Source organism: Rubrivivax gelatinosus IL144 (assembly GCF_000284255.1).
GTDB classification, from domain to species: Bacteria; Pseudomonadota; Gammaproteobacteria; order Burkholderiales; family Burkholderiaceae_C; genus Rubrivivax; species Rubrivivax gelatinosus_A.
The window spans coordinates 1,507,963-1,522,041 of sequence record NC_017075.1 but is presented as its reverse complement, the minus strand read 5'-3'; the positions used below and the strand labels follow the sequence as shown (position 1 = coordinate 1,522,041).

13 protein-coding genes are annotated in these 14,079 nt (G+C 71.8%); 3 read left to right on the top strand and 10 right to left on the bottom strand.

The annotated features are described in order from the left end of the window. The first annotated feature begins 62 nt into the window (after positions 1-62). The 3 genes from RGE_RS07245 (at position 63) to RGE_RS07235 (ending at position 3,755) form a co-directional block, all read left to right on the top strand. Positions 63-533, top strand: coding sequence for a hypothetical protein (locus RGE_RS07245; protein WP_014427685.1), 471 nt, complete (start codon positions 63-65; stop codon positions 531-533). Beyond that, positions 530-2,419: a DNA mismatch repair endonuclease MutL gene (gene mutL / locus RGE_RS07240; protein WP_014427684.1), complete on the top strand. Its 1,890-nt coding sequence runs from the start codon at positions 530-532 to the stop codon at positions 2,417-2,419. Before RGE_RS07245 ends, mutL begins: the two co-directional genes overlap by 4 nt. A gap of 94 nt (positions 2,420-2,513) precedes the next feature. Beyond that, positions 2,514-3,755, top strand: a complete 1,242-nt coding sequence (locus RGE_RS07235; RefSeq protein ID WP_014427683.1) for a glycerophosphodiester phosphodiesterase family protein — start codon at positions 2,514-2,516, stop codon at positions 3,753-3,755. A gap of 40 nt (positions 3,756-3,795) precedes the next feature. On the opposite strand, the gene otnI is transcribed toward RGE_RS07235, so the two are convergent. The 10 genes from otnI to siaA all read right to left on the bottom strand — a co-directional run bounded on the left by otnI (position 3,796) and on the right by siaA (position 13,876). Continuing rightward, positions 3,796-4,596 (bottom strand): 2-oxo-tetronate isomerase, encoded by an 801-nt coding sequence (gene otnI / locus RGE_RS07230; RefSeq protein ID WP_014427682.1) that lies wholly within the window; start codon positions 4,594-4,596, stop codon positions 3,796-3,798. 33 nt (positions 4,597-4,629) lie between these two features. Next, positions 4,630-5,328 carry a class II aldolase/adducin family protein gene (locus RGE_RS07225; RefSeq protein WP_014427681.1) on the bottom strand — a complete coding sequence of 233 codons (699 nt, stop codon included), beginning with the start codon at positions 5,326-5,328 and terminating at the stop codon, positions 4,630-4,632. 5 nt (positions 5,329-5,333) lie between these two features. After that, positions 5,334-6,608, bottom strand: a complete 1,275-nt coding sequence (otnK, locus tag RGE_RS07220) for a 3-oxo-tetronate kinase (RefSeq protein WP_014427680.1) — start codon at positions 6,606-6,608, stop codon at positions 5,334-5,336. Continuing rightward, the gene (ltnD, locus tag RGE_RS07215) at positions 6,605-7,507 is read right to left on the bottom strand and encodes an L-threonate dehydrogenase (protein WP_014427679.1); all 903 of its coding nucleotides are present in this window, start codon (positions 7,505-7,507) and stop codon (positions 6,605-6,607) included. Before ltnD ends, otnK begins: the two co-directional genes overlap by 4 nt. Positions 7,508-7,566: 59 nt before the next feature. Next, the gene (locus RGE_RS07210) at positions 7,567-8,907 is read right to left on the bottom strand and encodes a GntP family transporter (RefSeq protein ID WP_310732396.1); all 1,341 of its coding nucleotides are present in this window, start codon (positions 8,905-8,907) and stop codon (positions 7,567-7,569) included. 345 nt (positions 8,908-9,252) lie between these two features. Continuing rightward, positions 9,253-10,026 (bottom strand): FadR/GntR family transcriptional regulator, encoded by a 774-nt coding sequence (locus tag RGE_RS07205; RefSeq protein WP_014427677.1) that lies wholly within the window; start codon positions 10,024-10,026, stop codon positions 9,253-9,255. A gap of 117 nt (positions 10,027-10,143) precedes the next feature. Further along, the gene (gene siaD, locus RGE_RS07200) at positions 10,144-10,941 is read right to left on the bottom strand and encodes a biofilm regulation diguanylate cyclase SiaD (RefSeq protein ID WP_014427676.1); all 798 of its coding nucleotides are present in this window, start codon (positions 10,939-10,941) and stop codon (positions 10,144-10,146) included. Beyond that, entirely contained in the window at positions 10,928-11,311 is a 384-nt protein-coding gene (siaC, locus tag RGE_RS07195) for a biofilm regulation phosphoprotein SiaC (protein ID WP_014427675.1), read from the bottom strand. Before siaC ends, siaD begins: the two co-directional genes overlap by 14 nt. A 16-nt stretch (positions 11,312-11,327) precedes the next feature. Beyond that, on the bottom strand, positions 11,328-11,870 hold the full coding sequence (gene siaB, locus RGE_RS07190; RefSeq protein ID WP_014427674.1) for a biofilm regulation protein kinase SiaB: 543 nt from the start codon (positions 11,868-11,870) through the stop codon (positions 11,328-11,330). 11 nt (positions 11,871-11,881) lie between these two features. After that, a complete protein-coding gene (gene siaA / locus RGE_RS07185) occupies positions 11,882-13,876 on the bottom strand; it encodes a biofilm regulation protein phosphatase SiaA (RefSeq protein ID WP_014427673.1) in 1,995 nt (664 codons plus the stop codon). Positions 13,877-14,079: the final 203 nt, after the last annotated feature.

The following is a 14,079-nucleotide window of genomic DNA, read 5'->3' as shown; positions in this document are numbered from 1 at the left end:
CCGCCCCGCGCCCGCGGGGCCGTCCTTCCCGCCCTGCCCTGCCGCTCGCGCGGCAGCTCACCATGAGACTTCCCGTTCCGGCCAGGACGAGCGCCGCGCTCGCCCTGGTCTTTGCCGTCGTCTTCGCCGCCTGCACCGACGGCTACCCCAGCGGCGATGCGCCGGTGCCCGATCCGCACCGCCTCGACCAGACCCGCCGGCTGCAGCTGCTCAACGAAGCCGCCGCGGCCGCCGCCTCCGAGATCGACTGGCGTTTCGAGCTGACGCCCGAATGCCTGCTGCGCGCCGAGCGCCGCGGTCTGCTCAGCGTCCAGGAACTCTTCGTGCTGCCGCTGGCCGGCAGCGAGCTGCTGCTGCGCGCCCACGACGGCGCACGCCGCTTCGAGATCGTCGCCCAGGGCGGCGACGGCGATGCGCAGCGTGTCTTCGCCACCCGCGGCCGCGTCGACGCGCTGCGCGCCGAGCTGCTGCTCAAGCTGCTGCGCCGCGACTGCGGGCCGCCGGAGGGCGCTGCCTACAATCCCGCCGGATGACCGCCCCGACCGAACGCCGCCCGATCCGCGAACTGCCCGACGAGCTCGTCAGCCAGATCGCCGCCGGCGAAGTCGTCGAGCGCCCCGCCTCGGTGGTGCGGGAACTGGTCGACAACGCGCTGGACGCCGGCGCCCGCGCCGTCGTCGTGCGCCTGGCCGCCGGCGGCGTGCGCAGCATCGTCGTCGAGGACGACGGCTGCGGCATCCCGATGGAAGAGCTGCCGCTGGCGCTCAAGCGCCACGCGACCAGCAAGATCGGCTCGCTGGGCGAACTGGAGTCGGTGCGCACGATGGGTTTCCGCGGCGAAGCGCTGGCCGCGATCGCCTCGGTCTCCGAGATGGCGATCACCAGCCGCAACGCCGACGCCGCGCACGGCTGGCGCGTGGACGCACGCAGCGGCGAGCTGCAGCCCGCGGCGCGCGCCCAGGGCACGACGGTCGAGGTGCACGAGCTGTTCTTCTCGACGCCGGCGCGGCGCAAGTTCCTGAAGAGCGAAGCCACCGAACTGGCGCACGCGCTTGACGCCGTGCGCCGCCACGCGCTGGCGCGGCCGGACGTCGGTTTCGCCGTCTGGCACGAAGGCCGTGCGGTCGCCCAGTGGCGCGCCGCCGGCACCGAGCAGCGCCTGGCCGACGTGCTGGGCCGCGAGTTCGTCGCCGCCAGCCGGCCGCTGGAGGCCGCCGCCGGGCCGCTGCGCCTGACGGGCCGGGCCGGCCAGCCCGAGGCCGCGCGCAGCCGCACCGACCTGCAGTACCTGTTCGTCAACGGCCGCTACGTGCGCGACCGCCTGGTCTCGCACGCCATCCGCGCCGCCTACGAAGACCAGCTGCACGGCAGCAAGCAGCCGGCCTACGCGCTGTTCCTGGAGATCGAACCCGAGCTCGTCGACGTCAACGTGCACCCGACGAAGATCGAGGTGCGTTTCCGCGACGGCCGTGCGGTGCACCAGGCGGTGCAGCGCGCCGTCGTCGACACGCTGGCCGGCACGCGCGCCCACGCGGCGCCGGCGGCCGAAACGACACCGGCGGTCGCCGCCGAGCCGGCGCCTGTTGCCACGCCCGTGGCCGCGCCCGCCGCCCCGTCGCCGCGCCCGGCCTGGCAGCCGCCGCTGCCGCTGGTCGCGCGCGATGCACCGGCGCCCGCCGCCTGGCGCGACCCGGGCCCGCGCACGACGCCGCTCGGCAGCGGCGGGCTGCAGGCCTGGGCCGCGCTGCGGCCGCCGGCGGCCGCCGAGCCGGCGCTGGTCGAACGCCCGGCGTCGCAACCCGCCCCGTCGCTGCCCGAAGCCGCCCCCGCCGCACATCCGCTGGGCGAAGCGATCGGCCAGGTCGGCGGCGTCTACGTGCTGGCGCGCAACGCGCACGGCCTGATCGTCGTCGACATGCACGCCGCGCACGAACGCATCGTCTACGAGCGGCTGAAGCAGGCGGCATCGGCGGCGACGACGCTGCCGGCACAGCCGCTGCTGCTGCCGGTGAGTTTTGCCGCCACCGCCGCCGAGGTCGCCACCGCCGAAGCCGAACGTGAGGCGCTGCTGGCGCTGGGACTGGACGTCGCGCCGCTGTCGGCGACGACGCTGGTGGTGCGCAGCCGCCCGGCGGCGCTGCCCGACGCCGACGTCGCCGAACTCGCACGCTCGGTGCTCGCCGAGCTGGAGCAGACCGGCGCCAGCCGCACCGTCGAGCGCTCGCGCGACGAGCTGCTGGCGACGATGGCCTGCCACGGCGCGGTGCGCGCCAACCGCCGTCTGACGCTGCCCGAGATGGACGCGCTGCTGCGCCAGATGGAAGCCACCGAACGCGCCGACACCTGCAACCACGGCCGGCCGACCTGGCGCCAGCTGACGATGAAGGAGCTGGACGCGCTCTTCCTGCGCGGACGGTAAGGACTTGTCGCCGTCACGGCGGCGCCATGCACGGCCCCTAGCGTCGCGCCCGCCGGCCCTCGAGCCGGTGACCACGACCACAGGAGAGACACCGATGCACACGCCGATCCGAGCGCTGGCCGCTGCCACGCTGGCCATCACCACGCTGGGCGCCCAGGCCGCGCCGTCCGCCGTCGTCCCGCCGACGGTGCAACTGGGCCCGCGCCCCTTCTTCCTCGTCGACGACATGGCCGACAGCCCGCTGAAGACGGCGCTGCAGGCCTGCGCCGCCGGGCGCAAGGCCTATACGCGCCACGACTTCGCGATCGGCCACCGCGGCGCGTCGCTGCAGTTCCCCGAGCACACGCGCGAGAGCTACGTCGCCGCGGCGCGCATGGGCGCCGGCATCGTCGAGTGCGACGTCGTCTTCACCAAGGACAAGCAGCTCGTCTGCCGCCACGCCCAGGACGATCTGCACACGACGACCAACATCCTGGCCACGCCGCTGGCGGCCAAGTGCGTCAAGCCCTTCACGCCGGCGACCTTCGACGCCGCCGGCAACCTGCTGACGCCGGCCAGCGCCAGCTGCCGCACCAGCGAACTGACGCTGGCCGAGTTCAAGACCCTGCGCGGCAAGATGGACGGCTACAACCCGAAGGCGCGCACCGTCGCCGAGTACATGGCCGGCACGCCGGGCTGGCGCACCGACCTGTATTCGGGCCCGACCAGCGGCACGCTGATGACGCACAAGGAGAGCATCGAGCTCTTCAAGCAGCTGGGCGTGAAGATGACGCCGGAGCTGAAGTACCCCGCGGTGGCGATGCCGTTCGACGGCTTCACGCAGGAGGCCTACGCGCAGAAGCTGATCGACGAATACAAGGCCGCGCGCGTGCCGCCGGCGCGTGTGTTCCCGCAGTCCTTCTACCTGCCCGACATCCAGTACTGGGTGCAGAACACCGCCTACGGCAAGCAGGCGGTCTACCTGGACGATGCGGCGACGCCGGCCGACCTGCCGAACGCGGCCGAACTGGCCGGCTACAAGGCCCAGGGCATCAACATCGTCGCGCCGCCGATCTTCGCGCTGCTCACCACCGACGCCGCCGGCAACATCGTGCCCTCGCAATACGCCAAGGACGCGAAGGCCGCCGGGCTGGACATCATCAGCTGGTCGCTGGAGCGCTCGGGCATCCTGGCCGACGGCAACAACGGCTCGTACTACCAGACCTTCGACAGCGCGATCCACCGCGAAGGCGACATGCTGCTGGTGCTGGACGTGCTCGCGCGCCAGGTCGGCATCCGCGGCATGTTCAGCGACTGGCCGGCGACGCCGGCCTTCTACGCCAACTGCATGAAGTGAAACCCGCGGGCGCCGGCGCGGCCGGTGCCCGCGGCCGTCTTCAGGCCAGGTAAGGCTTCATCCAGCCCAGGCCGTCCGAGGTGCCGCCCGGCACCGCGCCGCGGCGCGGGCGGTACTCGCAGCCGATCCAGCCGTCCCAGCCGAGTTCGTCGATCAGCGCGAACAGATAGGGGTGGTGGATCTCGCCGACGTCCGGTTCGTGGCGCGTCGGCACGCCGGCGATCTGGAAGTGGCCGACCTGGCCCGTCGGCAGCCACTGGCGGATCTTGGCCGCCAGGTCGCCTTCGACGATCTGGCAGTGGTAGAGGTCCATCTGCACCTTGAGGTTGGCCGCGCCGACCTCGGCGACGATGGCGTGGGCCTGGTCCTGGCGGTTCAGGAAGAAGCCCGGCATGTCGCGTTCGTTGATCGGCTCGATCAGCACATTGATGCCCAGCTTGGCCGCTTCGGCGGCGGCGTAGGCGACGTTGGCGACGTAGGTCGCCCGCACCGACTCGCGGGTCTGGCCGGCGGGCACCAGGCCGGCCATCACGTGGATGCGCGGGCAGTCGAGCGCGCGGGCGTAGGCCAGCGCCTGGGCGATGCCGTCGCGGAACTCGGCTTCGCGCCCGGGCAGGCAGGCGATGCCGCGTTCGCCGGCGTCCCAGTTGCCCGGAGGCGCGTTGAACAGCACCTGCTGCAGGTCGTGGGCCTTCAGCAAGGCGGCGAGCTGCTCGGTCGTGTAGGCGTAGGGGAACAGGTACTCGACGGCCTTGAAGCCGTCGCGCGCCGCGGCGGCGAAACGGTCGAGGAAGTCGTGCTCGTTGTAGAGCATCGACAGGTTGGCGGCGAAACGGGGCATGGTGGACTCGTGTTGTTCAGGGGGAAAGACGCCTCACCAGGAGGCACCGAAGGTGTCGCGCAGGGTCTGGATCCGGGCCTCGTCCAGCGGGCAGTGGCCGGCCTCGGGCACCAGCAGCGCCAGGCGCGCGGTCTCCTCGAGTTCCTCCAGAACCGCCATCGCCGCGGCCGGGCTGTCGTGCCAGACGTTGGGGCCCAGGCGCGCCAGCATCACGGCGCGGATGGGCCTGCCGGCGGCGGCGTAGCGCGTGATGGCCTCGGCCACCGCGTCGGCGGCTTCGGGCGCACCCGGGCGCTGGTAGGCGATGTGCGGCACGCGGCCCACCTTCATGACGAAGTACGGCGTGATCGGCGGCAGCAACTCGCCCTCGGCCGGCACGCTGCCGGCCGCGGCCCGCAGCGAACACGCGACGAGGTGCGTGCTGTGGGTGTGGATGATGCAGCGCGCCGGCTGCGCCGTCGTTTCGCTGGCGGCGTAGATGCGCCGGTGCAGCACGATGGTCTTGCTGCCGCGGTCGCCGGCGAGCTGGCGGCCCTCGGCGTCCAGCCGCGCCAGCCGCGCCGGCTCCAGCATGCCCAGGCAGGCGTCGGTCGGCGTGATCAGGTAGCCGTCGGCCAGGCGCACGCTGATGTTGCCGGCCGTGGCGTGCACGTAGCCACGCTCGAACAGGCTGCGGCCGACGCGGCAGATCTCGGCTCGTGCGAAGTCTTCGTCGAGGAAGGGCGTGGCCATGGTGCTCAGCCCTGCAACCGGGTGAAGGCCTTGGTGAAGAAGTCGTCGGTGCCGAAGTTGCCCGACTTCAGCGCCAGGTGCAGCCCGCCGGGCGCAGCCGGGCTGACCGCATGGCACCAGGGCACGCCCGGGTCGATCTGGCCGCCGATGCGCAGCTGGGCGATGCCCAGCGCCTGCACGCAGGCGCCCGAGGTCTCGCCGCCGGCGACGACCAGCTGGCGCACGCCGCGCTCGACCAGGCCTTGCGCGATGCGCGCGATCGTCTGCTCGACCAGACCGCCGGCCTGCTCGACGCCCAGCCGGGCCTGGATGGCGCGCACCGCGGCCGGCTCGGCGGTCGAATAGACCAGCACCGGGCCGCTGGCCAGGTGCTCGCCGGCCCAGGCCAGGGCCTCGGCGGCGACGTCCTCGCCGGCGGCGATGCGCAGCGGGTCGATCGCCAGCGCCGGGCGGCCGGAGCGGATGAAGTCCAGCACCTGGCGGTTGGTGGCCAGCGAGCAGCTGCCCGAGACCACCGCCTGCAGCCCTTCGGCCGCCGGCAGCTCGGCCGCCTGCGACGACGGCGCCAGGCCGTGGTTGCCCGGCAGGCCGATCGCGACGCCCGAACCCGCGGTCAGCAGCGGCAGCTCGGCCAGCGCCGGTGCCATGCGCAGCAGGTCGGCGTTGGAGACGGCGTCGACGATCGCGATCGCTACGCCCTGGGCCTTCAGCTCGGCGATGCGTGCGCGCACCGCGTCGGCGCCCTGCCCCACCACCTGGTAGTCGATCAGCCCGACCTTGCGCTTGCACTGCGCCTGCAGCACGCGCACGAGGTTGGCGTCGGTCATCGGCGTCAGCGGGTGGTCCTTCATGCCGCTTTCGCTGAGCAGCAGGTCGCCGACGAAGAGGTGGCCCTTGAAGACCGTGCGCTGGTTCTCCGGGAAGGCCGGCGTGGCGATCGTGAACGGCGTGCCCAAGGCGTCCATCAGCGCCTCGGTGACCGGGCCGATGTTGCCGCGCGCCGTGCTGTCGAAGGTCGAGCAGTACTTGAAATAGAACTGCGTCGCGCCCTGCGCCTGCAGCCAGCGCAGCGCGGCGACCGACTGCGCCACCGCGTCCTCGGGCGCGATGGTGCGCGACTTCAGCGCGACGACGACGGCGTCGACGTCGGCGTCCAGCGGCCCGGGCGGCACGCCGATCGTCTGCACGACGCGCATGCCGGCGCGCACCAGGTTGTTCGCCAGGTCGGTGGCGCCGGTCGAGTCGTCGGCGATGCAGCCGAGCTTGAGCCGGGTGCTCACGGCGCGTCCTTCTTCGCCGGCAGCGTGATGCCCGGGAAGATCTTGATCACGGCGCTGTCGTCTTCCTTGGCGAAGCCGGCGGTCGAGGCCTGCATGAACATCTGGTGCGCGGTGGCCGCCAGCGGCAGCGGGAACTTGCTCGCACGCGCCGTGTCGAGCACCAGGCCCAGGTCCTTGACGAAGATGTCGACCGCCGACAGCGGCGTGAAGTCGCCGGCCAGCACGTGCGCCATGCGGTTCTCGAACATCCAGCTGTTGCCGGCGCTGTGCGTGATGACCTCGTAGATCGCGGCGGCGTCGACGCCTTCGCGCAGGCCCAGCGCCATCGCCTCGGCGGCGGCGGCGATGTGCACGCCGGCCAGCAGCTGGTTGATGATCTTCACCTTGGAGCCGGCACCGGCCTTGTCGCCCAGGCGGTAGACCTTGCCGGCCATGCCGTCGAGCACGGCGCCGGCGGCGGCGTAGGCCGCGGGCCTGGCCGAGGTCATCATCGTCATCTGGCCGGCAGCGGCCTTGGCGGCGCCGCCGGAGATCGGCGCGTCGATGTAGTGGATGCCGGCGGCCTCGAGCTTGGCTTCGAGCGCGATCGACCAGTTGGGGTCGACCGTCGAGCACATGATGAAGGTCGAGCCCGGGCGCATCGCCGCGGCGGCGCCGCCTTCGCCGAACAGCACGGCTTCGGTCTGCGCGGCGTTGACGACCACCGACACCAGCGTGTCACAGGCCGCAGCCAGCGCCGCCGGGTTGGCGCCGGCGACGCCGCCTTCACGGGCGAAAGCTTCGGCGACGCCGGGACGCACGTCGCAGACGTGCACGTTGAAACCGTTGCGGCGAAGCGTCTGGGCGATGCCCACGCCCATGGCGCCGAGGCCGATCACGCCGACATTGCGGGTAGTCATGACAGTCAGATCCGTTCAGAAGGTCCGTGAGGACGAAGCGCGGCGGATGGGGTGCCGGCTCAGGCCAGCACCGCCCACAGGCCGCAGGTGATCAGGAAGCCGGCGACGCCGAGCACGGTGGTCAGCACCGTCCAGCTGCGCAGGCCGTCGGCCACGGTGAGGCCGAGGTAGCGCGTGACGATCCAGAAGCCCGAGTCGTTGACGTGCGACAGGCCAAGGCCGCCGAAGCCGATGGCCACCGTCAGCAGCGCCACCTGCAGCGGGCTGTAGCCGCCGCCGGTGATGGCTTCGGCCAGCAGGCCGCAGGTGGTGAGGATGGCCACCGTCGCCGAGCCCTGCGCGGCGCGCAGCACCAGCGAGATGACGAAGCCGGCGAGGATCAGCGGCAGGTGCGCCGCGGCGATGCTCGACGACAGCGCGGCGCCGATGCCGCTGGCCGTCAGCACCTTGGCGAACACGCCGCCGGCGCCGGTGACCAGGATCACGGTCGCCGCCGGCGGCAGCGAGGACTCCATGACCTGGTTGGTGTGCGCCATGCTCCAGCCGAGGCGGCGGGCGATGAGCCAGAACGACAGGCCGATGGCGACCATCAACGCAAAGATCGGCGAGCCGATGAAGGCCAGCACGTTGCGCAGCGCGTCGCCTTTGGGCAGCAGCGTCGCGCCGGTGGTGCCGACCATGATCAGCGCCAGCGGCACCAGGATCAGCGTCAGCACGACGCCGACGCCCGGGGCGTGCAGCTTGGCGGCACCGGGCTCGCCTTCGCCGCCGAACTTGGCGAACTGCTCGGCGGTCGTCGGCAGCATCTCGTAGCGGCGGCGGTTCAGCCACTTCGAGACGACCTGCGACAGCACGCCCAGCGGCAGGCAGACCAGCAGGCCGATGATCGTCACCCAGCCGACGTCGGCGCTCAGCACCGCGGAGCCGCCGACGATGCCCGGGTGGGGCGGCACGACGACGTGCACCGCCAGCATGATGCCGGCCACCGGCAGGCCGAACTTCACCGGGTCGACCTTCGCAGCCTTGCAGAAGCCGTAGACGATGGGCACCAGGATGATGAAGCCGACGTCGAAGAAGACGGGAATCGCCAGCACCAGCGCGGCGGCGGTCAGCGCCGCCGGCACACGCGTCGGGCCGAGGATCTGCGTGAAGCGGCCGGCGAGGTTCGCGGCGCCGCCGGAGACCTCGATCATGCGGCCGAGCATCGCGCCGAGTGCGACGAGGATGGCGACGCTGCCCAGCGTGCCGCCCATGCCGGCGATCAGCGTGCTGATGATGTCGCCGATCGGCATGCCGACGGCCAGGGCGACGAGCAGGCTGACCAGCATCATCGCGACGAATGCGTGCACCTGCCAGCGGATGATCATCAGCAACAGCAGGGCGATGCCGGCCGCGCCTATGCCGAGCAGGATGGGGGGTGGACATGCGGTTTGTCTCCTCGGGCGCTTGGAGTGTGTGGAAGGTGCGGCCGCGTGCGGGTGATGGCCGGCGCCATGAACCGATCAGTTCATATGGTCATCGTACACATTTCAGACAAGTTACACCCTAGGGTTAACCCGGATTCGTGTCGTTGCAGCACAAACGGCGGTTTTGGCCCCCGTTGAGCACAAAACCGGGCCCGCGCCGCCGGCGAGCGCGTGTCACCGGCCCGCAGCGAGGCGATCGGGAACCGCACGGGTACAACACGCCGGGCGGCGTTCGGGGGCCAAGCAAGCGGAAATGGAGCGCGCGCCGCGGCGCGCGACTCAGGCCGGCATCGTCGGCGGCACCAGCACCGCGGCCAGCCGCGTGCCGTCCTGCCGCCAGAAGCTGGCGTCGGCGTGCTGCAGGCGCAGCATCGCGTTGTTCATGTGCTGCGCCGCGGCGTGGCGCGCCGCCGGCGCGTCGCCGGCTTCGATGGCCCGCACGACCGCTTCGTGCTCCTGCTTGACCTGCTCGGCGAACTCGCGGTGCCGGGCTTCGTTGGCGCGCGTCACGCGCGTCACGCCCTGCAGGAACTGGGCGAGGTAGTCCAGCGTGCGGATCAGGAAGGGATTGCCGGCGGCTTCGCCGATCGCGCGGTGGAAACGCACGTCCTCGACGGCGCCGTCGCCGCCGCCGGCCACCGCGTCGGCAATGGCTTGCAGCGCCTCGCGGATCGCCCGCGCCTGCGCCGGCGTGCGCCGCTGCGCGGCGAGCTCGGCGACCTCGGCCTCGAGCGCGCGGCGCAGCTCGATGATCTGCAGCACCGCCTCGCGCGAGGCGGCCGCCGTCGGCTCGAAGCTCAGCGGCTCGCAGCCGGCGGCGAGCACGTAGACGCCACTGCCCTGGCGCGAATCGACGAGGCCGCGCGACTTCAGCTGCTGCACGGCTTCGCGTACGACGGTGCGGCTGACGCCGAACTGCTGCACCAGCGCCTGCTCGGTCGGCAGTTTCTGGCCCGCGCCGAGCGCGCCGGAGCGGATCTCGGCTTCCAGCGCGCTGGCCACCTGGTCGGCCAGTCGCAGGCCCGGTCTGATCGTGGAAAAGGAAACCGACATGGAGGGATTGCCTCGGGGAGGCTGCAGCGGCCGGCACCCGGCCGCGACGCAGCCTGTGAGCTGAGCCTCACTGTACCGCAGGGCTCTCGGCGCAGCCGGCGCCGCCGCGGCGGCGGATCAGGCGCTTTCGACGCGGTTGCGGCCGGCGGCCTTGGCGGCGTAGAGCGCCTGGTCGGCGCGGCTGACGGTGGCCGAGAAACCCTCGCCTTCGCGGTGGCCGGCGAGGCCGAAGCTGGCGGTCAGCGAAACGCGCACGCCGCCGACGTCGGCGATCTCGGCGATCGCCAGGCGGATGCGCTCGACGATCGTGTAGGCATGCTCGACCGGCGTCTCCGGCAGCAGCATCAGGAACTCCTCGCCGCCCCAGCGCCCGCAGTGGTCGTACTTGCGCAGGCCGAACTCGACGGCCTGCGCGATCGCCAGCAGCACCTGGTCGCCGGTCTCGTGGCCGTAGGCGTCGTTGACGGCCTTGAAGTGGTCGACGTCCATGATCGCCACCGCGAAGCCGCGGCCCAGGCGCTGGGTGCGCTCGCTCTCCTCGCGCAGCCGCTCCATCAGGAAACGGCGGTTGCCCAGGCCGGTCAGCGGGTCGCGCATCGCGGCGTCGCGCAGCGCCAGGCTCAGGTCGCGCAGGCTGTTCTGGTAGCGGTCGGAGATGCGCACCAGCTTCTCCAGCCGGCGCACCTGCTTGTCGTACTGCTCGACCAGCGTCAGGCGCTGCTCGCGCGCGACGTGGTGGTAACCGTCGGAGATGCGCACCAGGCGCTCCAGGCGCTCGCGCTGGCCGCGGAAGTGGCCGAGCAGCGCCGCCAGCGGCTCGTGCAGCGGGTTGTGCTGCTGCGCCGGGTCGGCCAGCAGCGCCTCGACGCGCGCCACCAGCTCCAGGTCGTCGCCGTGAAGTTTAGGCGCCGCCATCGGCCAGGATCTCGAAGGGGAAGCTGCAGTCTTCCTTGAACTCCTCGGCGAGATCGAAGACGCGGTCGTTGCGCGGGTCGTAGTACCAGGCGACGCGCACGTCGCGGCCCTTGCCGAAGGCTTCCTCGCAGAGGTCGAAGATGTCCATCATCGCCTTCACCGAGCTGGTGTTCATGTAGACCAGGCGCAGCTCCAGCCGCAGCGGCCGCTGGTGCTGGCCCAGGTAGTCCTCCAGCCACTGGATCACGTCGGCGAAGAACTCGAACGAGTTCTCCGGGTACGAGTCCCCGCGCATCGCCAGGACGCCCTGCTCCCAGTCGGCCAGGATCTCGGGCGTCGACTGCCCGCCCTGGATGTGCAGCTCTTTCATCGTCATCTCGTTCGCTTCAGATCACCGCCCGCAGGCTGAAGAACGCCCTGCCCTCGCCCGCCGGCGACAGCGCCGCCGCCAGCGGCGCGGCCGACTTGCGGGCCACGTCGATCAGCCCCAGCCCGGCGCCGGACGCGGCGTCGGCCGCACGCGGCTTGCGCAGTTGCTCCTTGTACGCGGCCTTGAGCTGCGCCTTGTCCATCGCCGCCAGCGCCCGCACCCGCTCCAGCAGCGGCACGCCGTCGCACGCCTCGACGAGGTTGCCGGCCTGAACGATGTAGCCGCCATTCTCGTCGCGCGCGACGACGACCGTCGCCGAACCCGCCAGTTCGTCGTAGTTGCGGCTGGCGGCGTAGTGCCGGATGTTCTGCGTCAGTTCGATGTAGACGCCGAAGACGTCCATCGCCGAGGAGGTGCGCGCCTGGTCGGCCTGCAGGTAGTTCTTCAGCGCGTTGCCGATCTCCTCGATCAGGCTGCGCGAGATCGGCCCGTTGAAACACAGCAGGATGCGGCCGCGGTTGAAGTGCTCTCTCAGACCGAACAGATCGATGGATTCCATGATGCTCCGAGTCAGTCGAAACGGAAGGACAGGATGGTGATGTCGTCCCGCTGTGAATGTTCGCCCTGGTACTCGCCCAGGGCCTGCTCCAGCGCCTGCGCCTGCTCGCGCAGCGGCCGCCGCGCCACCTCGCGCAGCAGCGAGGCGAAACGCGCGTTGCCGAAACCGTAACCGAGTTCGCCGCCGGACTGGTCGAGATAGCCGTCGGTGACCAGCGTGTAGGTCGTGCCCGGGCGCAGCGGCACGACCTCGTCGCTGTACTCGCCCTGGCGGCGGTCGCCGATCGCACGCCGGCCGCCGGGCACGCTGGCCAGCGTCTCGCCGTCGCTCCAGAAGAGCGGGATCTTCGCGCCGGCGTAGACCATGCGCCGGTTCTCCAGGTCGACGCAGACCAGGCCGGCGTCCATGTTGGTCGCGATGGCGCGCGGCAGCGGCGTGTCCTGCAGCATCGCGCGCATCGCCGCGTCGGTGCGTCGCAGCACCTCGGCCGGCGAGGCGATGCCGGCCTCGGACATCGCGTGGTCCAGCGCGGCGCGCGCGAGCATCGTCATCAGCGCGCCGGGCACGCCGTGGCCGGCGCAGTCGACGACGCCGATCAGGTAACGCGGGCCGTCGGCACGGAAGACGTAGAAGTCGCCGCCGACGACGTCGCGCGGACGCCAGAGCACGAAGTGGTGCTCGCCGAGCTGCTGCGTCAGCTGGCGCGCCGGCAGGATGGCGCGCTGGATCAGGCTGGCGTAGTCGATCGAGTCGCTGATCTTCTGGTGCGCGGCGCGCATGTCGCGGTTGGCCGCCTCCAGCGCCTGGGTGCGCTCCTGGACCTCGCGTTCGAGGTTCTCGGTGTAGGCGCGCACCTTCTCGGCCATCGTCGCGAAGGCCCGGCCGAGGTCGGCGATCTCGTCGCGGCCGTCGGCCGGCACGCTGACCTGGAAGTCGCCGTGCGAGATCGCGGTGGCCGAGCGGTGCAGCCGGCGCAGCGGGTGGATGACGAGCCGGTGCACCGCCAGGGCGAAGGCCGTCAGCAGCAGCGCCAGCGTGCCGACGACCACCAGCACCGCGGTGCGCAGCCAGTCGCCGTCGAGCACCTGCGCCGTCTTCAGGTCGACGGCGGTGACGACGTACCACTTCAGCTCGGGCACGTAGGACAGCGCCAGCAGCTGGCGCCGGCCGTCGAGCGTGGCCCAGAAGCTGGCCACCTGGCCCGGCCGCGCGGCGGCGTTCTCCATCGCGCGCCCCAGTTCGGCGCGATCGACCGCATCGGCCAGCTGTCCGGCCAGGGTCTGCTCGGCGCGCGCCGTGCTGCCGGCCTGGTTCGTCGAGATCAGCTTGGTGTCGCGGTGCGCCTGGATCGCGCCGCTGCGCGCCAGGATGATCGGCGTGACGCCGGCCTCTTCGGTGTTGATGAACTCGGCGAGGAACTCGCGCAGGTTCAGCCCTGCGCCGGCCACGCCGATCGCGCGGTCGCGGTCGCGGATGACGACGTTGAACCAGACCATCGTGATCTGCAGCGGCACGTCGACGTTGACGTTGATGTTGTAGTCCTCGGGCCGGCGCAGCGTGGCGAAGAACCACGAGTCCTCGGCCTTGGCCGCGTCCAGCGTGTAGCGCGGCTGGGCACTGAAGGGCTTGCTGTCGTCGTTGAAGAAGAAGTGGCCGCTGATGCCGCTGGCGATGAAGTAGGCGTGGTCGTGCAGGTCCAGCCGGAAGGCCTCGGCCTCGCGCAGCGCCAGCGTCTTCTTCGCCGGGGCGTCCTCGTCGGCCAGCCACTGGCGCGTCAGCTGCGAGCCGGCCAGGCGCTTGGCCAGCGCCAGCTCGCGGTCGAGCAGGCCCAGGATCTGCTCGCGCTTGAGTTGCGTGTAGTTGCGGGCGTAGGCCTCGCCGAAATAGTCGCGCACGCCCTCGACGAGCTGCCAGCCCAGCAGGCTGGCCGGCAGCAGCGCCAGCAGGCAGGCCGCCACCAGCGCGAGGATGGACTTGGCGCGCAGACCGAAACCCCAGGTAGCCATCAGCGCGCGCTCTTTCTGCAGTGTTGTCGTTCTTGCATCTCGTTCTCGCCGTCGACGGACCCGGCGCGACCGCGCTCCCGGAACTGGTGATTCCAGAGCTTTGTGCGGCTTTGCGAGATTGTCGCCGCAGCGCGTGACATGCAAGCAAACGTTGCGCCGACGGCGCCTGCAGGGCGTGCAGGCGTCACGCCGGGAGCGCCCCG